The sequence below is a fragment of the Methylobacterium sp. XJLW genome (assembly GCF_003254375.1).
Classification (GTDB): domain Bacteria; phylum Pseudomonadota; class Alphaproteobacteria; order Rhizobiales; family Beijerinckiaceae; genus Methylobacterium; species Methylobacterium fujisawaense.
In genome coordinates this window covers 2,633,430-2,655,541 of sequence record NZ_CP016429.1, presented here as the reverse complement: position 1 = coordinate 2,655,541, position 22,112 = coordinate 2,633,430, and the positions used below count along the sequence as shown (strand labels likewise).

25 protein-coding genes are annotated in these 22,112 nt (G+C 71.7%); 13 read left to right on the top strand and 12 right to left on the bottom strand.

All coding sequences use genetic code 11. The annotated features are described in order from the left end of the window. Positions 1-35: 35 nt before the first annotated feature. Both A3862_RS12325 and A3862_RS12320 read right to left on the bottom strand, forming a co-directional pair. Positions 36-956 carry a LysR substrate-binding domain-containing protein gene (locus A3862_RS12325; RefSeq protein ID WP_043352554.1) on the bottom strand — a complete coding sequence of 307 codons (921 nt, stop codon included), beginning with the start codon at positions 954-956 and terminating at the stop codon, positions 36-38. A gap of 27 nt (positions 957-983) precedes the next feature. Then, a complete protein-coding gene (locus A3862_RS12320; protein WP_043385305.1) occupies positions 984-1,358 on the bottom strand; it encodes a hypothetical protein in 375 nt (124 codons plus the stop codon). A 214-nt stretch (positions 1,359-1,572) separates the two neighbouring features. Between A3862_RS12320 and A3862_RS12315 the strand changes: the two genes are divergently transcribed. From A3862_RS12315 to A3862_RS12275, 9 genes are all read left to right on the top strand, one after another. After that, positions 1,573-2,208, top strand: a complete 636-nt coding sequence (locus A3862_RS12315; RefSeq protein ID WP_043352562.1) for a LemA family protein — start codon at positions 1,573-1,575, stop codon at positions 2,206-2,208. A gap of 22 nt (positions 2,209-2,230) precedes the next feature. Further along, the gene (locus A3862_RS12310) at positions 2,231-3,025 is read left to right on the top strand and encodes a TPM domain-containing protein (protein ID WP_043759142.1); all 795 of its coding nucleotides are present in this window, start codon (positions 2,231-2,233) and stop codon (positions 3,023-3,025) included. Next, entirely contained in the window at positions 3,015-3,647 is a 633-nt protein-coding gene (locus A3862_RS12305; RefSeq protein WP_043759144.1) for a TPM domain-containing protein, read from the top strand. Before A3862_RS12310 ends, A3862_RS12305 begins: the two co-directional genes overlap by 11 nt. Before the next feature lie 289 nt (positions 3,648-3,936). Continuing rightward, a complete protein-coding gene (locus tag A3862_RS12300) occupies positions 3,937-5,247 on the top strand; it encodes a glycosyltransferase (RefSeq protein WP_043759146.1) in 1,311 nt (436 codons plus the stop codon). Next, positions 5,244-5,483: a ferredoxin gene (locus tag A3862_RS12295; RefSeq protein WP_043385300.1), complete on the top strand. Its 240-nt coding sequence runs from the start codon at positions 5,244-5,246 to the stop codon at positions 5,481-5,483. The genes A3862_RS12300 and A3862_RS12295 overlap by 4 nt, the downstream gene beginning before the upstream one ends. Beyond that, a complete protein-coding gene (locus A3862_RS12290; protein WP_043759147.1) occupies positions 5,480-6,805 on the top strand; it encodes an NAD(P)/FAD-dependent oxidoreductase in 1,326 nt (441 codons plus the stop codon). Before A3862_RS12295 ends, A3862_RS12290 begins: the two co-directional genes overlap by 4 nt. Continuing rightward, on the top strand, positions 6,798-8,039 hold the full coding sequence (locus tag A3862_RS12285; protein WP_111473620.1) for a cytochrome P450: 1,242 nt from the start codon (positions 6,798-6,800) through the stop codon (positions 8,037-8,039). Before A3862_RS12290 ends, A3862_RS12285 begins: the two co-directional genes overlap by 8 nt. Positions 8,040-8,332: 293 nt before the next feature. Next, on the top strand, positions 8,333-9,508 hold the full coding sequence (locus A3862_RS12280) for a zinc-dependent alcohol dehydrogenase (RefSeq protein ID WP_043759149.1): 1,176 nt from the start codon (positions 8,333-8,335) through the stop codon (positions 9,506-9,508). Positions 9,509-9,623: 115 nt separating this feature from the next. Further along, a complete protein-coding gene (locus A3862_RS12275; protein WP_043357758.1) occupies positions 9,624-10,280 on the top strand; it encodes an SOS response-associated peptidase in 657 nt (218 codons plus the stop codon). 6 nt (positions 10,281-10,286) lie between these two features. Here A3862_RS12275 and A3862_RS12270 read toward each other — a convergent pair whose 3' ends face one another. The 3 genes from A3862_RS12270 to A3862_RS12260 all read right to left on the bottom strand — a co-directional run bounded on the left by A3862_RS12270 (position 10,287) and on the right by A3862_RS12260 (position 11,748). Continuing rightward, on the bottom strand, positions 10,287-11,048 hold the full coding sequence (locus tag A3862_RS12270) for a lytic transglycosylase domain-containing protein (protein WP_043759151.1): 762 nt from the start codon (positions 11,046-11,048) through the stop codon (positions 10,287-10,289). 82 nt (positions 11,049-11,130) lie between these two features. Further along, positions 11,131-11,391, bottom strand: coding sequence for a hypothetical protein (locus A3862_RS12265; RefSeq protein ID WP_043357761.1), 261 nt, complete (start codon positions 11,389-11,391; stop codon positions 11,131-11,133). A gap of 60 nt (positions 11,392-11,451) precedes the next feature. After that, on the bottom strand, positions 11,452-11,748 hold the full coding sequence (locus A3862_RS12260) for a hypothetical protein (protein WP_051045121.1): 297 nt from the start codon (positions 11,746-11,748) through the stop codon (positions 11,452-11,454). Between the two features lie 136 nt (positions 11,749-11,884). Here A3862_RS12260 and A3862_RS12255 point away from each other — a divergent pair, with 136 nt between their 5' ends. Then, complete coding sequence (locus A3862_RS12255; protein ID WP_043357763.1) at positions 11,885-12,097, top strand: hypothetical protein; 213 nt, start codon at positions 11,885-11,887, stop codon at positions 12,095-12,097. On the opposite strand, the gene A3862_RS12250 is transcribed toward A3862_RS12255, so the two are convergent. Further along, positions 12,091-12,717, bottom strand: coding sequence for an MSMEG_1061 family FMN-dependent PPOX-type flavoprotein (locus tag A3862_RS12250; protein WP_043357765.1), 627 nt, complete (start codon positions 12,715-12,717; stop codon positions 12,091-12,093). The genes A3862_RS12255 and A3862_RS12250 overlap by 7 nt on opposite strands. A 53-nt stretch (positions 12,718-12,770) precedes the next feature. Beyond that, positions 12,771-13,937 (bottom strand): hypothetical protein, encoded by a 1,167-nt coding sequence (locus A3862_RS12245; RefSeq protein ID WP_043759153.1) that lies wholly within the window; start codon positions 13,935-13,937, stop codon positions 12,771-12,773. Positions 13,938-14,306: 369 nt separating this feature from the next. Between A3862_RS12245 and A3862_RS12240 the strand changes: the two genes are divergently transcribed. The 3 genes from A3862_RS12240 (at position 14,307) to der (ending at position 17,104) form a co-directional block, all read left to right on the top strand. Next, on the top strand, positions 14,307-14,915 hold the full coding sequence (locus A3862_RS12240; RefSeq protein ID WP_043357769.1) for an NnrU family protein: 609 nt from the start codon (positions 14,307-14,309) through the stop codon (positions 14,913-14,915). A 93-nt stretch (positions 14,916-15,008) separates the two neighbouring features. Further along, on the top strand, positions 15,009-15,719 hold the full coding sequence (locus A3862_RS12235) for a tetratricopeptide repeat protein (RefSeq protein ID WP_043357771.1): 711 nt from the start codon (positions 15,009-15,011) through the stop codon (positions 15,717-15,719). A 29-nt stretch (positions 15,720-15,748) separates the two neighbouring features. After that, positions 15,749-17,104, top strand: coding sequence for a ribosome biogenesis GTPase Der (gene der / locus A3862_RS12230; protein WP_043357773.1), 1,356 nt, complete (start codon positions 15,749-15,751; stop codon positions 17,102-17,104). A gap of 85 nt (positions 17,105-17,189) precedes the next feature. On the opposite strand, the gene A3862_RS12225 is transcribed toward der, so the two are convergent. From A3862_RS12225 to A3862_RS12205, 5 genes are all read right to left on the bottom strand, one after another. Continuing rightward, a complete protein-coding gene (locus tag A3862_RS12225; protein ID WP_043759155.1) occupies positions 17,190-18,308 on the bottom strand; it encodes a carboxylate-amine ligase in 1,119 nt (372 codons plus the stop codon). A gap of 61 nt (positions 18,309-18,369) precedes the next feature. Beyond that, positions 18,370-18,780: a dihydrofolate reductase gene (locus A3862_RS12220; RefSeq protein WP_043759157.1), complete on the bottom strand. Its 411-nt coding sequence runs from the start codon at positions 18,778-18,780 to the stop codon at positions 18,370-18,372. A gap of 63 nt (positions 18,781-18,843) precedes the next feature. Then, positions 18,844-19,593, bottom strand: a complete 750-nt coding sequence (locus A3862_RS12215; RefSeq protein ID WP_043759159.1) for an SDR family NAD(P)-dependent oxidoreductase — start codon at positions 19,591-19,593, stop codon at positions 18,844-18,846. Positions 19,594-19,658: 65 nt separating this feature from the next. After that, entirely contained in the window at positions 19,659-21,134 is a 1,476-nt protein-coding gene (gene purF, locus A3862_RS12210) for an amidophosphoribosyltransferase (RefSeq protein WP_043357788.1), read from the bottom strand. 131 nt (positions 21,135-21,265) lie between these two features. Beyond that, positions 21,266-21,874, bottom strand: a complete 609-nt coding sequence (locus A3862_RS12205) for a CvpA family protein (protein ID WP_043357783.1) — start codon at positions 21,872-21,874, stop codon at positions 21,266-21,268. Positions 21,875-22,112 lie beyond the last annotated feature (238 nt).

Below are 22,112 nucleotides of genomic sequence, written 5' to 3'. Positions count from 1 at the left end.
GCATCATCGTGCGTTCGCGAGCGGAGAACGCAGACTCAGCGCCCGGCGGCCCGGAGATGGTCCAAGAGGAGCGCCGCCGCCGGGGATACCGGTCCGGGCCGGACCACGAGGCGCAGCGTGCGCGCCGCCCAGGGATCGGTGAGCGGCACCGCGGCGAGCCGCATCGGCGGTCCGAGCAGGGCGTAGACATGTTCCGGGACGGTCCCGAGACCCAGGCCGACCTGCGCCATCCGGCAGATGGCGTCGAAGCTCGGGACGTGCATGCGCAGACGCAGGGGCCGGCCGAGGCGCCGGGCCTCGTCGCGCAGGGCGGCGTAGATCGAACTCTCCGCGTGCAGCCCGACATGGTCGTAGTCGAGGGTATCGGCCAGGGCGACGGCGCCGCGGCGGCTCAACGGATGCCCGACGGGCATCACCAGGACGAGGCGGTCGCTCCGGTACGGGTAGGCGGTGAGGCTGCGGGTGTCGGTGTTGTCGGCACAGAGGCCGAGATCGGCGAGTCCCTCCTCGACGCCGGCCACGACGCCGCCGCTCGGGCGCTCCTCGAGGTCGACCCGGATCCCGGCCTGCGCCGCCAGGAAGGCCTGCAGGTCCTCGGGCAGGAATTCCACGATGGCCGAGAGGTTGGCGAGCACCCGCACGAAGCCGCGCACGCCCCGGGCGTGCTCGGCGAGTTCCAGGGCGATCTGCTCGGCGCTCGCCAGCATCCGGCGGGTGTGGTGCAGCAGGGTCTCGCCCGCCGGCGTGAGCCGCATGCCGCGCGGCTCGCGGGTGAGCAGGGTGCAGCCCAGCGCGTGCTCCAGCTCGGCGAGGCGCTTGCTCACCGCCGAGGGCGCGATCGCCGCCCGGCGGGCCGCGCCGTTCAGCGTCCCCTCTGCGCAGATGGCCGCGAACAGCCGGAGGGTCTTCAGGTCGAGGCGGCTGAGGGTTGCGGCCGCGGGCAGGTCGGCGGACATCCGGTGACGGCTCGGTCAGGCGTGCCGTCAGTCGCGGGATCCGACCGGCTGGCCGTAGGTGCCGAGACCGGCCTTGGCCCCCTCCCGGTTGACGAGGCCGAGCCGCAGCACCGCCTGTTCCAGGTAGTCGATCGCGTCGACGAGATGGGCGCGCGCCTCGGCGATGCTCTCCTCGCCCTCCTCGACCGGCGTCTCGGCAAGCTTCACCGCGGCGATCAGGACCCGGTCGCGTTCGTCCTCGATCCGTGGGTCGCGGGCGAGGTGGCCGCGGACCCGGGCGTCGAACGCCTCGATGATCGACCAGGGCAGCGCGTCCTTGCCGGAGGGCGCCCGGTACGCCAGGGCGTGGCGCCGCGCGGCGGCGCTGGCGGCCCGGACATGATCGGCGAGTGCTGCATCCATTCCCGGTCTCCGCGGCGCCGCGCCGATGGGTCCACCCGATGACCGACCCGAGGTCCGAACGTGCGCCGACCCGGTCCGTTGCCGAGGCCCTTACCGGGCGGCACCACAATCCTTCAAGGCCGAGGACGCGGGGACCTTACCTTGGCGGTTCCGGCGCTTATCTCTCGTGTTCGTGATCAAGCGGCCGAGTCTCGGCCGGCAGATGGGGGACGATATGGGAACGACGCTGACGGCCGGTGCGGGGCGCCGGACATCGCCTGCGGCGCGCCTTTTCGGCGTGCTCTCGGTGATCCTGGTGGCCGCGGGCCTCTCCGGCTGCGGGGCGGTCAACCGGGTGCCGACGCTGCAGGAGCAGGCCAAATCCGCCTGGAGCGAGGTGCAGAACCAGTACCAGCGCCGGGCCGACCTGATCCCCAACCTCGTCGAGACCGTGAAGGGCTACGCCCAGCAGGAGAAGGACGTGCTGATCGGGGTCACCGAGGCCCGCGCCAAGGCCTCCAGCGTGAAGGTCGACGCCTCCACGGTCAGCGATCCGCAGAAGTTCAAGGAGTATCAGGACGCCCAGAACCAGCTCTCTGGGGCGCTCGGCCGCCTGCTGGTGACAGTGGAGAAGTATCCCGACCTCAAGTCGAACCAGAACTTCCTCGCCCTGCAATCCCAGCTCGAGGGCACGGAGAACCGCATCGCGGTGGCGCGGCGCGACTACATCACCGCCGTCCAGGCCTACAACACCGAGGTGCGCACGATCCCGGGCCGCTGGATCGCGGCGATCCTGTATCCCGACGCCAAGCCGATGGAGACCTTCACGGCGACGCCGAACGCCGACCGGCCGCCGAACGTGAAGTTCTAGGGTGCGGCACAGGGGGCGGACCATGGGGCGGACCATGCCCGTCCGGGCGCGCCTCGCCCTGTCGCTCGCCGTCCTGGCAGCCTGCCTGACGGTCTCCGCGATCGGGGCGCTGGCGGCCGAGCTGACCTTCCCGGCGCTGACCGGCCGCGTGATCGACGCGGCCGGCATCCTCACCCCGGAGCAGCGCGGCACGCTGGACGCCAAGCTGAAGGCGCACGAGGACAAGACCTCGGACCAAGTGGTCGTTGCAACGGTTCCGAACCTGCAGGGCACGACCGTCGAGGATTACGCCAACCGCCTGTTCCGGGACTGGAAGCTCGGGCAGGCCAAGACCAACAACGGCGTCCTGCTGCTCGTGGCGCCGAGCGAGCGGAAGGTCCGGATCGAGGTCGGCTACGGCCTGGAGGGGGCGCTGACCGACGCCCTGTCCAAGGTCATCATCGCCAGCGCCATCACCCCGCGCTTCAAGACCGGCGATTATTTCGGCGGCCTCAATGCCGGCGTCGACGGCATCCTGTCGATCCTGTCGGGCGACGCGCAGGAATGGCAACGCAAGCCGCAGGTGCGGGCCGACGAGGTCGATCCCGCCCAGGTCGCGGTCTTCATCGCCCTGTTCCTGATCGTGCTCTTCGTCGCTTGGCGCATGAGCCGGGGCGGCAGGACGGGGCGGGGCGGCGGCCTCGTCATCCTGCCGGGCCCCGGCTCGGGCGGATGGGGCGGCGGCTTCTCGGACAGCGGATCGTCGGGGGGCTTCGACGGTGGTTTTTCCGGCGGCGGCGGCTCGTCGGGCGGCGGAGGAGCCTCCGGTGACTGGTAGACGCGCGGATGTTCTGACGCCGGAGGCGCGGGCGCGACTCGCCCGCGCGGTGGCCCGGGCGGAAGCCGGGACATCCGGCGAGATCGTCGTGATGGTCAGCCGGCGCGCCGGCGCCTATCGCTCCGTGATCCTGCTCGCGACCCTGGCGGCGGCGCTGCTCCTGCCCTGGCCGCTGATCGCCCTGACGGCCTGGAGCGCCGCGTCGATCCTGCTGGCGCAGGCGGCCCTCGTGGCCGCGATCCTCGTCGCAAGCCAGAACGAGCGGCTGCGCATGGCCCTCGTGCCGCGCCAGCTGCGCCGGGCCCGCGCCCGGGAGGCCGCCCGCCGGGCCTTCTGGTCCCGAGGCCTGAGCCTGACGCGCCGCCGCATCGGCGTACTGCTCTACCTGTCGCTCGCCGAGCGGCACGCGGAGATCGTCACCGATCTCGGCGTCCTCCGGGAGATCCCGCCCACCGCCTGGGACGGGATCCTCGCCGAGCTGGTCCCGGCCCTCGGTCGCGGCGCCGTCGAGGATGGCCTGACGGCGGCGGTCGAGCGTGTCGGCGCCTGCCTGGCGGAACATCTCCCCGCGGAGCCCGGCGACCCGGACGAGTTGCCGAACCGGGTGGTCGTGGTCGACTGACGGCTTTCCGGTCCGCCGAGGATGGCCGCCACGGCCGGTGCGCCCCTGCCTTGGACAGGCCGCGCGCGCCTCGTGGCATCCGACATTCGGATCTTGCGCGGTTGTTCGGCCGGGTGCGATGGTGCGGTGCCGCACGAAGCACCCTCCGGTTGTGTAACTGCGCAGGCCCGGCTGCGATTCCCCCTGTGAGTCCGGCGCGCCGGGGGCAACGGGGCCGCTGCGCATGAAGGCGCCGGCACCCTGATCCGAAGCGCCGCCGGCTCGACCGGCTGCGCTCGAAGAGGCCGTGATGAAGATCCTGATCGCCGCGACGCCGCTCACCGGCCACGTGAACCCGCTCCTCGCCATCGGGCGGACGGCTGCCGCCCGGGGGGACGACGTCCTCGTTCTCACCGACCCGGCCTTCCGGCCGAAGGTGGAGGCGGCGGGTCTGCGGTTCACGCCCTACGCGGACCATCATGCGGCCGCGTACCGCGAGACCGAACTGCCCGCGGGCCCGGAGCGCTACCGCCGGGAATTCGAGCGCCGCTTCGTGGATCCCATGCCGGTCCAGGCCGCCGCCCTGCGGGCGCTGATCGCCGCCGAGGCCCCCGACGTGATCCTGGCCGGCAGCATGTTCCTCGGGGTGCTGCCGCTGCTCCTCGATACCGCGCCGCGGCCGCCCATCGTGACCGTCAACGTCAGCTTCCTGTTCCTCGACCGGCCCGACCATGCGCCCGTGGGCCTCGGCCTGCCCCCGGCCCGCGACCGGGACGACCTGGTCCGCTATGCTAGCCTCAAGGCCGGCATGGACGCGGCCTTCGTCAACCCGGTGCGGGCCTATACCGACGCGACGCTTGCGCGGCTCGGCCTGCCGCCGCTGCCGGCCTCGCTGCCGCATTCCATCGTGATCCTGCCGGACCTGTTCCTGCAGCCGACCGTGCCGGGCTTCGAGTACGATTACGGCACCCTGCCCTCCGGCCTCCGCTTCATCGGCCTGCTCCAGCCGCCGACGCCGCCCGCGCCGCTTCCGGACTGGTGGCCCGAGCTGGAACAGGCGAACGCGGCGGACCGGCCCGTCGTGCTGGTCACCCAGGGGACGCTGGCCAACGCGGATTTCGGCGAGCTGGTCGAGCCGACCCTCGCGGCCCTGGCCGACCGGGACGATCTGCTGGTCCTGGCCACCACCGGCGGCCGTCCCGTGGACGCGCTGACGGGTCCGGTCCCGGCCAATGCCCGGGTGTCGTGCTTCCTGCCGTTCCGGGACTTGCTGCCGCGGGTGAGCGTGCTCGTCACCAACGGCGGCTATGGGAGCGTCTCGCAGGCCCTCGCCGCCGGCGTGCCGATCGTGTCGGCCGGCCTGACCGAGGACAAGGCCGAGGTGAACGCGCGCATCGGCTGGTCCGGCGTCGGGATCAACCTCGGGACCAACGCACCGAGCCCGGAGGCCATCGGCGCCGCGGTGGGGCGCGTGCTCGACGAGCCCGGCTTCCGGACGCGCGCCGGGGCGCTGCGGGACGCCTTCGCGGCCCGGGACGCCATGGCCTCCATCCTGACGGCGGTGGACGACCTCGCACGGTCAGGTGCCGGCGGCGCAGGCCGTCTCGCGAGGTCGGCATGAAGCCGGCCGCCGGCGCCGGGGCGCTCCGGGTCGTCGTCGACCTCAACCGCTGCCAGGGCTACGCCCAGTGCTGCTACGCCGCACCGGAGGCCTTCGCCATCCGCGGCCATGAGATCCTGTTCTACGATCCTGCGCCGCCGGCCGACCGGCGCGGCGCCGTCGAGCGGGCCGTCGAGGCCTGCCCGGTCCGCGCCATCAGCCTCCAGGCCGGCCCGGATGACGGAGACGCCCCGTGACCCCCGAACCCGCCGGCATCGTCGTGGTCGGGGCATCCCTCGCCGGCCTGCGCGGCGCCGAGGCGCTGCGGCGGGGCGGCTATGACGGCCCGCTCACCCTGGTCGGCGCCGAGCCGCACCGCCCCTACGACCGCCCGCCCCTGTCGAAGCACGTGCTCGCCGGGGAACTCGCCGCCGACGCCACCCGGCTGCCGGAACTGACCGACCTCCACGCCCGCTGGCGCCTCGGAAGCCCGGCCATTTCCCTCGATCGGGCGGCCCGCACCCTTCGGCTCGCCGACGGGTCGGTCCTGGCCTACGAGGCCCTCCTCATCGCCACCGGCGCCGAGGCCCGGCCCTGGCCGGCCGAGACCGGCGGCGGGCTCGCCGGTCTCTTCACCCTGCGCGGGCGCGACGATGCCGCGGCTCTCCGGGAGGCCCTGGTTTCCCGCCCGCGCCAGGTGCTCATCGTGGGCGGCGGCTTGATCGGCTGCGAGGCGGCGTCGTGCCTGCGCGATCTCGGCCTGCCCGTGACCCTCGTGGATCCGAATCCGGCGCCCCTGGCTCGAGGCCTGGGAAGCTTCGTCGGCGGGGTGATCGCGTCGTGCCTGCGCGACGCCGGCGCGGCGTTCCGGCCCAACACGATGGTGCGCGCCTTCGAGGGCGATGCGGCGGGGCATGTGGCACGGGCCCGACTGGCCGACGGCAGCACGATCGAGACCAACCTCGTCATCGCGGCCCTGGGGGCGACCCGGGCGACAGGCTGGCTGCGGGGCGCGGGCCTGAAGGCGGATGCCGGCGGGGTGACCTGCGACGCGGCCTGCCGTGTCCTCGACGCCGACGGGGCGCCCTGCCCGGACATCTACGCCGCCGGCGACGTCGCCCGGTGGCCGATCCCGCTCTACGGCGATCGCCTGATCGCGGTGGAGCACTGGGGCAACGCCGTCGAGCAGGCGGCCCACGCCGCGCGCAACATGCTGGCCGGCCCCGGCGACCAGCGCCCCTACGCGCACCTGCCGGCCTTCTGGTCGAGCCAGTTCGGGATCAACATCAAGGTGATCGGGCTTCCCGAGGGCGCCGATTCCGTCGCGGTGGTGCAGGGGTCTCGGTCCTCCCGGCGCTTTCTCGCCGTGTACGGCCGGGCCGGGCGCAGCATCGCGGCCGTCTCGTTCGATCAGGCCCGCTGGCTGCCCGCCTACGCGGAGGCGATCACGGCCGGCGCCGCCTTCCCGCCGATCATCGACGCCACCGACCAGCCGCGCGTTCAGACCGCCGCCCCGGGCTTCCCGTCTCCGCGCCAAGCCGCCCCGGCGCGCCCATCCACCGAGACCGTCGATGTCTGACGACGCATTGTTCGCCGCCGTGATGGATCCGGCAAACCGGGCCGATCCGTACCCGCTCTATGCCCGGTTGCGGCAGCGGCCGGTCTCCCGCCAGCGCGACGGCAGCTACGTCGTCTCCACGCACGCGGCGATCCGCGGATTGCTGTTCGATCCGCGGCTCAGTTCCGAGGATCTGCCGCCGCCCCGGCGTCCGCGCACCGGCAACCCGCTCAAGGACCTGATCCTCAATCCGATCAAGAACCGCATCAGCGCCACGCACCGACCGTTCATCTTCCGCGACCCGCCGGACCATGACCGGCTGCGCAGCCTCGTCATGCGGGAATTCTCGATCGCGCGCGTGCAGGCCCTGCGGCCAAGGATCGCCCGCGAGGTGGACGCCCTGATCGATACATGTCGGGGACGCCGGGAGGTCTGCCTCGTCAGCGATCTCTCCTATCCCCTGCCGGTGACGGTGATCTGCGAATTGCTCGGCGTTCCGCGGGAGGACGAGCCGCGGTTCCAGGCCTGGGCGACGCAGCTCGCCACCGCGGTGGAGCCGGACGCGCGCCACGACGACACGACCCGCCGCAAGATCGTCGGGGCCTTCGACGAGATCGCAGCCTATATGCGCGACCTCATCCGCGAGAAGCGGCGGCGCCCGACCGACGACATGCTGAGCGGTCTGGCCGCGCCGGGTCCGGACGGCCGCAAGCAGCTGAGCGATTTCGATCTCCTGTCGACGGCGGTCCTTCTGCTGGTGGCAGGCCACGAAACCACCGTGAACCTCATCACCAACGCTATGCTGACCCTGCTCCGGCATCCCGAGCAGCTGGAGCGGCTCCGCGCCGATCCCGAACGTGCCCCCCGCCTGATCGAGGAGGTTCTGCGCTACGAACCGCCGGTGCATTTCCGGACCCGCAAGGCCCTCGGCGCGATCACGGTGGCCGGCGAGACGATCCCGAAGGGCGCGCCCGTCATCCTGCTCTTCGCCGCCGCGAACCGCGATGCGGCCCGGTTCGACGCCCCTGACCGCTTCGATCCGGACCGGTCCGATATCGAGCATTTCGGCTTCGGCGGCGGCCTGCATTATTGCGTCGGCGCGCCTCTGGCGCGGATCGAGGCCGAGATCGCCCTGGTGGCGCTGAGCCGCCGCCTGATCGCCCCGCGTCTGCCGCAGGATCCGCCCCCCTATCGCCCGGGCGCGTCCCTGCGCGGTCCGGAGCAGCTCCCCATCGGCATCGACGGGATCGCCTGAGGCAGGCAGACCTGGCACCGTCCCGGACCGTAAAAGGGCGGTGAACACCGCTGTTTCACGTGAAACATTTGTAAACCTCTCGTCCTGAGCCGGTCCAGCAGCCCCGCCCAGCCTGAGATCGACGGCCCTGAACCTGTCATGGCCACAACGCTGCGGCTGGCGGTCCGAGGGTTCGGCTGTCGGCGAGGCGATTCCCAAACGCGATCCCGGGGAACTTGGCCGTACCGCCGACGGCTTTACCCGGAAGGCGGCCGAGCCGGCCGCATTCCCGAAAGTCTCCGGAGATCCTCGCGATGAAGGCACTGTGCTGGCACGGCCGCAACGATATCCGCTGCGACACGGTCCCGGACCCGGTCATCGAGGATTCCCGCGACGTGATCATCAAGGTCACGAGCTGCGCGATCTGCGGCTCGGACCTACATCTGATGGACGGCCAGATGCCGACCATGAAGAGCGGCGACGTCCTCGGCCACGAATTCATGGGCGAGATCGTGGAGGTCGGGACCGGCTTCACCAAGTTCAAAAAGGGCGATCGGATCGTCGTGCCCTTCAACATCAACTGCGGCGCATGCCGCCAGTGCAAGCTCGGCAATTACTCGGTCTGCGAGCGCTCAAACCGCAACGCCGAGATGGCGGCCGCGCAGTTCGGCTACACGACGGCCGGCCTGTTCGGATACTCGCACCTGACCGGCGGCTATGCCGGTGGCCAGGCCGAGTATGTCCGTGTGCCGATGGCCGACGTCGCGCCAATGAAGGTGCCGGAAGGCATGGACGACGAATCCGTCCTGTTCCTCACCGACATCCTGCCCACCGGCTGGCAGGGCGCGGAGCATTGCGAGATCCAGGGCGGCGAGACGATTGCGGTCTGGGGCGCCGGCCCGGTCGGCATCTTCGCGATCCAATCGGCGAAGATCATGGGGGCCGAGCGGATCATCGCCATCGAGACCGTGCCCGAGCGCATCGCCCTCGCCCGGAAGGCCGGCGCCACCGACATCATCGACTTCATGAACGAGGACGTGTTCGAGCGAATCAAGGAGATCACCAAGGGCCAGGGTGCCGACGGCGTGATCGACTGCGTCGGCATGGAGGCGAGTGCCGGCCATGGCGGCCTCACTGGCGTGCTCTCCGCCGTCCAGGAGAAGCTGACCGCCACCGAGCGGCCCTACGCGCTGGCCGAAGCCATCAAGGCGGTCCGGCCCTGTGGGATCGTCTCGGTGCCCGGCGTCTATGGCGGACCGATCCCGGTCAACATGGGCTCGATCGTCCAGAAGGGCCTGACCCTCAAGAGCGGCCAGACCCATGTGAAGCGCTATCTCGAGCCGCTGACCAAGCTGATCCAAGAGGGCAAGATCGACATGACCTCCCTGATCACCCACCGCTCGCACGACCTCGCGGATGGGCCGGACCTCTACAAGGCCTTCCGCGACAAGAAGGACGGCTGCGTGAAGGTGGTGTTTCACCTGAACTGAGGCGGCGCGCTCCGGCCGCCGATCGGCCGGGGCGTATCCCCGTAGGCCCGGCTGGGCGCGGCATCCCGGAAGCGTGTAGAGCCGGCGCCGTGCCCACCAACCGTCCGGGACGCCCATGTGCAACCTCTACAGCCTGCGGACCGGCCCCGCGGATCTGCGCCGGGCCTTCGCGATCGCGGAGGACCGCACCGGAAATCTTCCGCCGTTGCCGGCTATCTTTCCCGACCAGCTGGCGCCGGTGGTCCTGAACGGCACCGCCGGACGGGACCTCGCGATGATGCGCTGGGGCATGCCGGGGCCGAAGGCGTTCGGCGAGCATCCGATCACCAACGTGCGCAACGTCGCGAGCCCGCACTGGCGACCCTGGCTCGGGGTCGCCCATCGCTGCCTCGTGCCGGTCACCGCCTTCAGCGAGTACGCCGACACCAAGCCGCGGAAGACGCCGGTCTGGTTCGCCCTCGACGAGGATCGGCCGCTCTTCGCCTTCGCGGGGATCTGGCGGCCCTGGACGGGCGTGCGGGGGACGAAGCGCGAGAACCCGGACCGGGTCGCCGCGGAGCACCGGCTGTTCGCCTTCCTGACCACGGAGGCGAACGGCGTCGTCGGGCCGGTCCATCCCAAGGCGATGCCGGTGCTGCTCACGCAACCGGAGGAATGGGCGACCTGGCTCGAGGCGCCCACCGCGGAGGCGCTCCGGCTCCAGCGCCCGTTGCCGGATGCCGCCATGCGCGAGGTCGCCCGGGGGGCGCGGTCGGACGGGGCCGAGGACTGATCCGCCCTACCCGCCCGCCGGCTCGCCGGAGGGATGGCCTGTGGGGGCGGCCGTCACGCCGCGGGCCCGCCAGCGCGCCAGCACGGCGGCGTTGAGCCGGGCGATCCGCGCGCGGTGCGCCTCCCAGAACGAGAGCGGCGGCGTCGGCTCGGCGACCGCGCGTGTCCGGTGGACGGGGCGCCCCTGCTTGTCGGCGAGGCGGAACGGGACGGCTGGGCGGGCGCTTGCCCGGACGAGGCGCGCTTCGGGATCGGCCAGGATCGCCTGGGCGCGGGCGCAGTAGAGCTGCGACAGGGGCGAGATCACCTCCGACCCGTGTCCCGCCCGGTACTTCATAAGGGCGCGGCAGAGGTCGCCGTCGGCCCGGCGCCAGGCTTCGGCGAGATAGCGTACGCCGTAGCGAACGTTGATCTCCGGGGCCGCCAGCTCGGCGACGGTGCCCCGGAAGCCGAGCATCGCCGCGGTGGTGGGCCGGACCTGCATCAGACCGACCTCGCCGACGCTGCCGACCACGGTGGGATCGTAGCCGCTCTCGATCCGCGCGACGGCGTCGGCGACCGCGAGCGGCAGGCCGGTGCCTGCGGCCTCGCGGGCGATGAGCGGCAGGAAGCGGGCTCGCGCATCGGCGACGGCCGGCGCCGGCGCGGCAACCGGGGGAACCGGCGGCAGGGACGCCATGCCGAGCGCATGCACCGCCAGAAAGGTCGCGGGCCGGGCCTGCGCGGGGGCCGCGCAGGTCAGCAGCAGGAGAAGCAACGGAGCGCGCATCGGCCGCCACGGAGAGGGTCCGGGACCTGTCTATCCCGGCCGCCTCAACGAAGCCTTTCGCCGCCCCGGCGACGGGCCGAAGCTACTGCACCGGCCCGCGCTCGCGCGCCTGCAGCAGCCGCAGGGCCTCGCCCAGGACCGTGTGAAGGTCGGCGACGCCCTGGGGGCTGAGCGGCAGGCCGACCCGCTGCCCGTGGATCGTGCTGAGGACCAGCATGGCGAGATCCTCGCCGATCAGCAGGTTGGATCCCGGCAGGCAGAGCGGCAGGACGAAATCACCCTCGACCTCACCGAGGACATCGACCGCATCCGCGGGCCGAAAGGGCGGCTTCCGATCGGTCATCGCTCCCCTCCTCGCTATCCGCGCGGCGCCGATGGGCCGCCCGGAAACTCATACCGTGTCTCAACCCGGATCCCGGTCGGGCATCCGCAGAGACCGCACCGTGAGCGTGTCGATCTCCAGCGCGCCGATCTCCAGGGAGCCGACCCGGGCCCGCCCCACCGAAAGGCGTCCGATCACGAAGGCGCCCACCGCGACGACGCCGAGCGCCGCGGCCCCGAGGGCCAGCGCACCCAGCGCTGACGCCCCGACCGTCCCGGCGCCGATGGCACCCGCGCCCAGAAGCGCCGTGTCGCGGGGGTCGGCCGACGCCGTCCCGACCGTCCCGATCTCGGCCTCCGGAACCCTCGAATGCGGCATGCGGGATCCTCTCCGGCCGGTCCACTCCGACGACAGCTATACGCGACATTAACCGCGTTTTCACGCCGCGCGCTGACGATGGTCCTCGGTCCCCGCACCCCGGACAGTCCGTCCGCAGCCAGAGAGGACGTCGCCCGTGCAGCATCTGCTCCCGGCCTTCGCGATCTTCGCATCCGGCTGCCTGCTGATCCATGTCGGCCGTGCCTATGCCCGGGCAACCACGATGCTGCTCTCGGGCACCGCCCTGATGCTGAGCGTGACCCTCGGCACGGTGGTCTGCCAGCGGATCGGCCAGCCGGTGCGCTCCGTCGCATCCGACGCACGAGCGCTCGGCCAATCCGGTCAGTAGAGCCGCGTCCGGTAGGCGTCGGCGATGGTGGCCTCGGCCTCCGCCACGTCGGCGGCCGCAGTCTGATCGGACAGGATGCGTCCCAGGCTCGGGAAGGTGTCGCGCGCGACATGACGCGCCGGATCCCAGAGCCCGGAGCGGATCATCGCCTTGCCGCAATGGAAGAACGCCTCGCGCACCTGCACGACGAGCCCGGCGGCCGGCACCTTGCCCTGGGCGCGCATGGGCTCGAGCAGCGCGGCGTCCTGCGTCAGCGCGGCGGTGCCGTTCACCCGGAAGGTCTCGTCGATCCCCGGCACGAGGAAGATCAGCCCGACGCCCGGGCTCTCGAGCAGATTGAGGAACGTGTCGATGCGGTTGTTGCCGCGCCGGTCCGGGATCACCAGGGTCCGGGAATCCGCAACGGCGACGAAGCCCGGCGCATCGCCCCGGGGACTGGCGTCGACATGGCCGGCCTTGTCCGCGCTCGCCACCACCAGGAATGGCGCCAGGGCGATGAAGCGGCGGCCGTAATCGTCTATGTGGTCGAGCACCTTGCGGGCGGCGAGCGGTCCGACGGGCCCGAACTGCCCGCGCAGCGCGGCGGCATCGCGAATCGGCGTATCGGCTTGCGCGTCCATGCGAACCTCTCAGGCCCTGAGTGGCGCGGCGGCCGCATCCCGGTCAAGCGCGATCAGGGCCAGACGTGGATCGCCACCGGGCGGCGCAGCAGGTCCCGGTCGGAGGTGATCGTGCAGCCCTCCGTGCGCAGGCGCGCATAAGTGAGCAGCGCCCGGTCTCCGACATCGTCGAAATTGCGGCCCCGCGCGTCCGGATCGAGCAGCGACGGATACGCGATGAGCGGCGCCGTGGCCGCGCACGGGTCGTCGTAGAGGGTTGCGCCCGCGAGGAGCAGGCGCGGGCTGTCCCAGGTGATCAGGTCGCGGGAGGTGGTCCAGTAGAAGCCGGATTGCGGGTAACCCTCGGCCGCCTTGGCCATGAACACGGCGATCCAGGCGCCCGAGCCGCGGTGCCGGACGACGGCCCCGACCGGGCCCGGGAACGGCCCGACCGGCCGGCAGGTCGCCGTGTTCGGGCGGGCGGCGCGGTAGGGGTCCGGGAAGGCGGCGGTGAAACCGGTGCCGGTCCAGGCGCGCCAGCGGGTCGGATCGGCCGGATCGTCGCTGCGGAACAGGCAGATCCCGGATTCCTGGTCGCTGCCGGGCCGGGTCCAACCGGTGGTCGAGGCGAGGAAGTACCGCCATCTCCCGTCCGCGACGATGTTCGACGGATTGAAGAAGCCGCGGTGGCGGCCCTGGTCGCTCTCCTGCCGGAACGGGGCTCCGGCGACCACCACGGGCGGGCTCTGCCGCTTGAAGCTACGGCCGCCATCCGTCGAGGTGGCGGCCGTGATCGTGTTGTACCAGCAGGCCATGTAGGTGGCCGCCGGACAGCGGCCCGGATGCTCGTTGGCCTGGTACTCGTGGTGGAGGAGTGCGGCCACGCGGGCGCCGTCCTCGGTCCAGGTGGCGGTGATCCAGGAGCGGTCGTCGTAGGCCGCAGGATCGGATTTCTCACCCGAATCGAGCACCACCGTGCAGTCGAGCTTGAGCTGGCCGAGATCCGGGCCGCGCAGCGCCCGGTTGCGGTAATGCATCCCGTAGAGCGCCACCGCGCCCGCGGCGTCGCGGAAGGCACGGGCCGGCGCGTCGGGGACGTCGGCGCCGTCGCAGGCATCGCGGCCGGCCTTGAAGATCTCCGTCGGCGGCCCGACCAGGGTCAGGGCCGAGAGCGGGGGATCGGCGGAGGCGGGGGTTGCGAAGGGGATCAGGACCAGCAGCGCCACGCGGCCAAGGCGCACCGCCCTCCCACACCCCTCTGCGGGGGAGGGTTTTCTGCGAAGCGGGCGGGGAGCGCGGCGGTGCGACGGTGCAGGCTTCAGCGCAGGTGGCGGTCCCTCCGGAAACGGGGCTCCCCTCGCCCGACCCGGGCTGACGGCCGTGCCGCCCTCCCCCGCAGAGGAGGGAGGGAGACTGCGCGGCGCCGGCTGCTCAAACCCGCGCGATCGCAGCGTGGCACCGCCGCGTCGCATCCCGGACACCCGATCCGCCCAGCCCATGGTCGCCATCCGGCTGCGTCCCGGCCGCGCCTGGACAAACAGGCGGAGATTCGCTTGAGAACCATTACAGAGTGCTTGCCGCCGGCCGTGCGGCCCGACTGAAAGTCTCCTATGGTTCTCCTGATCCTCGGGCTGGTGCTGTTTCTCGGCACGCATGCCTTCTCGATGGCCCGCACCCGGCGCGCCGCGATCGTCGACCGGATCGGCGAGGGCCGCTACAAGCTCGGCTACATCGCCCTGTCGCTGCTCGGGCTGGTGCTGATCGGCATCGGCTTCCACGATTACCGGCTCGCCGGCTACATCCCGGTCTGGGATCCGCCGGTCTGGACGCGCCACCTCGCCCTGACGCTGGTCTGGCTCGCCTTCGTGTGCCTGGCCGCCGCCTACCTGCCGGGCCATATCCGCGCCAAGGCCAAGCACCCGATGCTGCTCGCCGTGAAGATCTGGGCCACCGCGCATCTCCTGGCCAACGGCGATCTCGGCTCTATGCTGCTGTTCGGCGGCTTCCTCGCCTGGGCGGTGGCGGCGCGGATCAGCGCCAAGCGCCGGGCTCTCGCCCCGGGGGCGGTCGCGGCTCAGCATGGCGGGCCGGCGGTGGCCCCGCAGGGCTGGCGCAACGACATCCTGGCTCTGGTGATCGGGACGGCCGCGTGGTTCGTTTTCGCCCGCTATTTGCACTATCCGGTGATCGGCGTGCCGGTCTGGCCGGGCACCGCCTGAGACACTGCCTGTCGCCAACCCCGCGCCCGTGTGTTAGGCGCGGGGCCCGAACGAGACGAGGTGGTCCGCTGAAATCATGCGGGCCGGGATAGAATGGCCGAGAACAACGAGTTCCTTCGCGAGGTCGACGAGGATTACCGCCGCGACCGGATCCTTCAGATCTGGAAGCGCTACAGCGGCGTGATCATCGCGCTCGCCGTGCTCGTGGTGGCGGGCGTCGCGGGCTGGCGCTACTGGCAGGCCCAGCAGCGCGCGGCGGCCGAGGTGGCCTCGGTGCAGTTCGACGACGCCAACCGCCTCGCCAAGGACGGCAAGGTCGCGGAGGCCGACAAGGCCTTCGACGCCCTGGAAGCGCAGGGCCCGGCGGGCTACCGCCTGCTCGCCCGGTTCCGGGCGGCGGCCGAGACCGGCAAGCGCGACGCCGCGGCAGGCGCCGCGGAGTTCGACAAGCTCGCCGACGATACCGGCCTGGGCGACGGCCTGCGCGACCTCGCGCGCCTGCGCGCGGCCCTGCTGCGCCTCGACGGGCCGAACCCGGATCCGGCGCTGGCCAACCTCCAGGGCCTGGCCGCCGGCACCCCGTTCCGCCACACCGCCCGGGAGATGCTGGGCCTCGCCGCCTTGAAGAAGGGCGATTACGAGGAGGCCGGACGCTGGTTCGACCAGATCGTGGCCGATCCTGATACCCCGCGGAACCTGCGGGATCGGATCGAGGTCTACGCGGCGATCGTCGCGGGCGGCCCCGTGACGGTGACCGAGGCCAAGCCCGAGCCCGCTGCCCCGCCCCCGCCGATCACGCGCTGATTTCTGTTCGGACTGTTTCGAGAACCACCATGGATATGCCGACCGTCGCGATCGTCGGGAGGCCGAACGTCGGCAAGTCGACCCTGTTCAACCGCCTCGTGGGCAAGAAGCTCGCGCTGGTCGACGACCGCCCGGGCGTCACCCGCGACCGGCGCGAGGGCGACGTCACCTTCGGCGGCCTCCAGTTCCGGGTGATCGACACCGCCGGCCTGGAGGAGGCCGACGCCGCGACCCTCACGGGCCGGATGCGGATGCAGACCGAAGCGGCGATCCTCGCCGCCGACGTGGTGCTGTTCGTGATCGACGCCCGCGCCGGCGTGCTGCCGGCCGACCAGCCCTTCGCCGAACTGGTGCGCCGGGCCGGCTGCCCGGTGATCCTGATCGCCAACAAGGCCGAGGGCGGGGCCGGGCTCGCCGGGGCCTACGAGGCCTTCACCCTCGGGCTCGGCGACCCGATCCCGTTCTCCGCCGAGCATGGCGAGGGCCTGGGCGAGCTGCACGAGGCGCTCAAGGGCGCCCTGCCCCAGCGCGACGAGGACGAGGACGAGGAGGACGACGCGGACGCCCCTGGCGGCCGGTCTCTTAAGGTCGCCATTGTCGGTCGCCCGAATGCCGGCAAGTCGACGCTGATCAACCGCATGCTCGGCGAGGACCGGCTGCTCGTCGGCCCCGAGGCCGGCATCACCCGCGACTCGATCTCCCTCGATTGGGAATGGCGCGGGCGGCGGATCAAGCTGCACGACACCGCCGGGATGCGCCGCCGCGCCCGGATCGACGACAAGCTGGAGAAGCTCGCGGTCTCGGACGGGTTGCGCGCCGTGCGCTTCGCCGAGGTGGTGGTGGTGCTCCTCGATGCCACGATCCCCTTCGAGAAGCAGGATCTCACCATCGTCGACCTCGTCGAGAGCGAGGGCCGCGCCCTGGTGATCGGCCTCAACAAGTGGGACCTCGTGGCCGACCAGCCGGGCCTGCTGAAGCAGCTGCGCGAGGATTGCACCCGGCTGCTGCCGCAGGTGCGCGGCGTCGCGGTCGTGCCGCTCTCGGGGCTGGCCGGCGACGGCGTCGACAAGCTGATGCAGGCGGTGGTGCAGGCCTCCGAGGTCTGGGACCGGCGGATCTCGACCTCGCGCATCAACGACTGGCTGAACGAGGCGACGTCCCGCAACCCGCCGCCGGCGGTGTCGGGCCGGCGGATCAAGATCCGCTACGCCACGCAGGTGAAGAGCCGGCCGCCGCATTTCGCGCTGTTCGGCAACCAGCTCAACGCCCTGCCGAAATCCTACACGCGCTACCTCGTGAACGGCCTGCGCGAGGCCTTCGACCTGCCGGGCACACCGATCCGCCTGAGCTTGCGGACCTCGCAGAATCCGTTCGACAAGGGCTGATCCAGCCGCGGCCGGGCGGGGGTCCCCGTCGAGGCCTGCGTTGCATTCCCGCACCTCAGGATGCGGCGGGCGGACGGGGCCCGCTCTACCGCGCCGCGTCGGCGATCCAGTCCACCGCCGCCGCCAGCGCGGCGCGCTCGTCCTTGCCCTCGGACAGCGCGGCCTCGAAAGCCGCGATCTGCCCGTCCGCGCTGGTCCCCTCGGCCACGATCGACCGGGCCCGGGCCACGTCCGCTGCACAGCCGAGGGCGTCCGCATCCTCGGCCACGAGGGCGAGCACCGCCTCCAGCGCCTCCGGGAACGGGACGGCGTCGCCCCGCGCCTCGTCGATCAGCGCCGCGGCCACGCCGCTGTGCTGGGCGCGCCAGAGGTTCTCGGAGGCCAGCGCCCGCGAGACGCCGTCGAGATCGGCATGGAGGTCCGGCCGGCGCACGCACAGGCGCACGAGGCAGCGGAACAGGGCGGCGACGCAGAGCGAATCGTCGAGCCGCGTGCAGGCATCGGCGATGCGCAATTCCAGCGTCGGGAACTTGATCGAGGGGCGCAGCGACCACCACAGGAAGCTCGCATCGGCGATGGCGCCCGAGCGGGTCATGATGGCGACGAACCGCGCATGGGCGGCGGCATCGGAAAAAAGCTCCGGCAGGCCGGTGCGGGGCAGCTCGCCGAAGACGCTGAGCCGGTACGCCTTGAGCCCCGTCGCCTCGCCCTGCCAGAACGGCGAGGAGGCCGAGAGGGCGAGCAGCAGCGGCTGGAACGGCAGCAGCCGGTTCATGAGATCGATGCGGGCCTCCGGGTCCGGCACCTCGACATGGACATGCATCCCGCAGATCAGGGCCCGCCGGGCGGCGATGCCGACATCCGACAGGATGCCCTTGTAGCGTTCGCCGTCCGTGGCGGTCTGGCGCGACCAGCGCGCGAGGGGATGCGTGCCGCAGGCGAGGAGCGCCAGCCCATTCTCCGCGGCGATGCCGGCGAGCCGGGCCCGCTGGCCGCCGAGATTCGCCCGGGCGGCGCTCGCGTCGGTGAGCGGCGGGGTGCAGACCTCGACCTGTGCGGCGACCAATTCGCGTCCCGTCTCGGGGAGTTCCGCCTTCACCCGCGCGTGGAAGGCGGCGAGGTCGCCGCGCGGTGTCCCACGGGTCTCGGCATCGGCCAGGAAGTATTCCTCCTCGATGCCGAAGCGGTAGCTGTGGGCGCTCATCGTGGCCTCCGGAAACGCGACGCGTGCGCGGCCAACGCGCCGGCTCACGGGAAGGTGCCGTTCAGGCCGCGCGCAGCGGTCCGCCCACCAGCCAGGCGGGATCGAACCAGCGGTCGGCCTCGCCGTCGTAGGGCAGGCGGGTGATGTCCCAGTTCTGGATGTACTTGGCGTAGACGTTCCACACCGCGATCCCGCCGCCGACGAAGATCCGCCGGCCGGGATAGCGCTTGAGCACCTCTTCGGGGTCCTCGTGGCTGCGGATCACGTCGATGGTGCGGTCCTTGAAGGCGAATTCGGGGACCGAGGCCACGGTCTTCGGCCCGGCGATCAGCACGTGGCCCATGGTCAGCGCGAAGAAGCGCGTCACGTCTTCCACGAACAGCGGATCGGTGTTGCCCTCCCAGGGGAGGTGGCCGTTCAGGCCGAGCTGGCCCCGCAGGCCGATCGCGCAGATGCAGCGGACGTCGATCATCGCAATTCCCAGACTCGGCGGGCTCTGCCCGCCACCCGCCGGGGCCGCAGGCCCCGGACCCCATTACTCGGGTGCGCGGAAGCGCAGCACCCGGTCGGTGGGGAAATCGTAGAGCGCGCCGGTCTCGGTCCAAGCCGGGCTGGCGAGGCGCACGAAATGAGGGGCGAGGTCCTCCGGGGTCCGCAGTGTCTCCGGGTCCTCGCCCGGCATGGCCGAGCGGCGCATCCCCGTGCGCAGGGGACCTGGGTTGACGAGCATCGCCCGGATCGCCGTGCTCTCGTTCTCGGCCGCGTAAGTCCGCACCAGGGCCTCCAGTGCCGCCTTCGACACCGAGTAGGGTCCCCAGTAGGGCCGGCACTTCGAGGCCGCCCCCGAGGAGACGAAGATCGCCCGCCCGGCATCCGACATGCGCAGCAGCGGATCGAGGGAGCGGATCAAGCGCCAGTTGGCGGTGACGTTCACGTCCATCACCTGCCCCCAGATCTTCGGGGTGATGTGGCCGATGGGCATGAGCGCGCCGAGGATGCCGGCATTGGCGATCAGGATGTCGAGGCGCTTCCAGCGCTCGTTGATCGCCGCGCCGAGGCGGTCGATCGCGTCGTAATCGGCGAGGTCGAACGGCACGAGGGTGGCGCTGGAGCCGGCCGCCCGCACGGCGTCGTCCAGCTCTTCCAGGGCGCCGACGGTGCGCGCCACCGCAATCACGTGGGCGCCGGCGCCGGCGAGCGCCAAGGCGGCAGCGCGCCCGATGCCGCGGGACGCGCCGGTGACGACCGCGACGCGGCCTTCCAGGGGTTTCTGAGACTCAGCCATGGAGAGGACCTAGCGCATTTCCGCCCGCGGGGGATGCCCGTCCGCGCACGGAATCCGCAGATCCGTCAATCCGCCTCGGCCAGCATGGCGAAGCGCTTCGGGCCGGCGATGGAGAGGTCCGTGAGGCCGGTCGGGTAGTCGCCCGTGAAGCAATGGTCGGTGTATTGCGGGCAGGCGGCGTTCCGGGCCTCCTCGCCCATTGCCCGGTAGAGGCCGGGGATCGACAGGAAGGCGAGCGAATCCGCGCCGATATACTTGCGCATCGCCTCGAGATCGTGGGTCGCGGCGAGCAGCTTCTCCCGCTCGGGCGTGTCGATCCCGTAGAAATCCGGGTAGGTGATCGGCGGCGAAGCGATCCGGAAATGCACCTCGGCGGCCCCGGCCTCGCGCATCATCCGGACGATCTTCACCGAGGTCGTGCCGCGCACGAGGCTGTCGTCCACGAGGACGATGCTCTTGCCCTCGATCGCCGCGCGGTTGGCCGAGTGCTTCATCCGCACGCCGAGTTCGCGCACCGACTGGGTCGGCTGGATGAAGGTCCGCCCGACATAATGGTTGCGGATGATCCCCATCTCGAAGGGAATCCCGGTCTCCTGCGAGAAGCCAAGTGCCGCCGGGACGCCGGAATCCGGCACCGGCACGACGATGTCGGCCGTGACGGCGGCTTCGCGGGCCAGTTCCCGGCCGATCGCCTTGCGCACCCCGTAGACGCTCTTGCCGTTCACTACCGAGTCCGGCCGGGCGAAGTAGATGTATTCGAAGATGCAGGGCCGCATCGGCACGGCGTCGGCGAAGCGGATCGACTCGATCCCCTCCTCGGAGATCACCACGATCTCGCCGTTCTCGATGTCGCGGACGAACCGGGCGCCGATGATGTCCAGTGCGCAGGTCTCGGAGGCCAGCATGTAGCGGCCGTCCAGCTCGCCCAGCACCAGCGGGCGGATGCCCAGCGGGTCGCGGGCACCGATCAGCTTCTTGTTGGTGAGCGCCACGATCGCGTAGGCGCCCTGGATCGCCTGCAGGGCGTCGATGAAGCGCTCGATGATCCGCGGCTTCCGGGAGCGGGCCGCAAGGTGGAGGATCACCTCGGTGTCGGAGGTCGACTGGGTGATCGCACCGTCGCGGACGAGGTCGCGTCGGATCGACAGGGCGTTGGTGAGATTGCCGTTATGGGCGACTGCCAGCCCGCCGCTGGCGAGCTCAGCGAAGAGCGGCTGGACGTTGCGCAGGATCGTCCCGCCGGTGGTCGAGTAGCGCACGTGCCCGATGGCGGCGCGGCCCTTCAGGCGGGCGATGGTGTCGCCGTCGGAGAAGGAATCGCCCACGAGGCCGGGGCGCCGCTCGGAGTGAAACACCGAGCCGTCGAAGGAGACGATGCCGGCCGCCTCCTGGCCGCGGTGCTGAAGGGCGTGCAGCCCCAGCGCGACGATGGCCGAGGCCTCCGGATGGCCGAAGATGCCGAAGACGCCGCACTCCTCCCGGAGCGTGTCGCCATCGAGATCGAAATTGAAAGCGTCGGTGGAGGCGGCGGCGTGTGACATGAGGCGGTCGATCACTCACAGATCCCGGCGGCGAAGGGCCGACGCGCCGGTCGTCGCGGAAGCAATCCGTGCACCACCGGAACCGCTATCTAGGCGTTCCGCACGACGAGTCCTACGGCGAATACCGCAGATCAGCGTCGCGTCGGGGTCGGCGCGGTCTCGGTCCGGCGCTGGGGCGCCGCGTCGGTCTCGGCCGGGGCGTCGGCCGCCTCATTGGGCGGCGTGGCGACCTTCGGCTTCTTGAACTGCTTGAGGAAGCCTTCCGGATTCTCGGGCAGCTGCGCCACGAGGGCGTCGCCGGACTTCTCCAGCATCGGGCGCGTGCGGGCCTGGGCGGCCCAGTCCGGCACCTTGCCCTGGACCAGCCAGGACAGGAACACCCAGCCGATCACGCAGATCAGGAAGCCGCGGGCCGCGCCGAACAGGAAGCCGAGGGAACGGTCGACGGCGCCGATCCGCGAATCGAGCACCACGTCGGAAATCTTGACCGTGATGATCGACACGATGATCAGGGTGCCGAGGAAGATCGCCGCGATCGAGGCGACCAGCGCGACGGTGTCGCTGTTCACGTGCTGCTTCACGGTCGGCAGCAGCATCGGATGGAGCGTCCAGGCGACCGCGGCGGCGGCAACCCAGGCGACGATCGCCAGCACCTCGCGGGTGACGCCGCGCACGGCCGCGAGCAGCGCGGAAACCGCGACGATGCCGAGCACGGCGAGATCCAGGACGGTAAACGGCATCGTTAAACTTTTTGGTACCCGCGGGGATGCCGTGTCCGACCTGCGGCTCCCCCGGACCGCGGTGGATTTATACCAAGCCGGATCTCGGCCGTCACCCTCGCGAGCCCGCCTGATCGCGCGCTGTGCCGTCCTTGCATCAGCCGCGCCGTTCACCAGGGCGCGAGCCGCCGCGCCGAGGGCCCGGCTCCACCCGGGCGCCGTACCGGTGCTATGGGTCCGGCCTGGGGTCCGGTCTGTG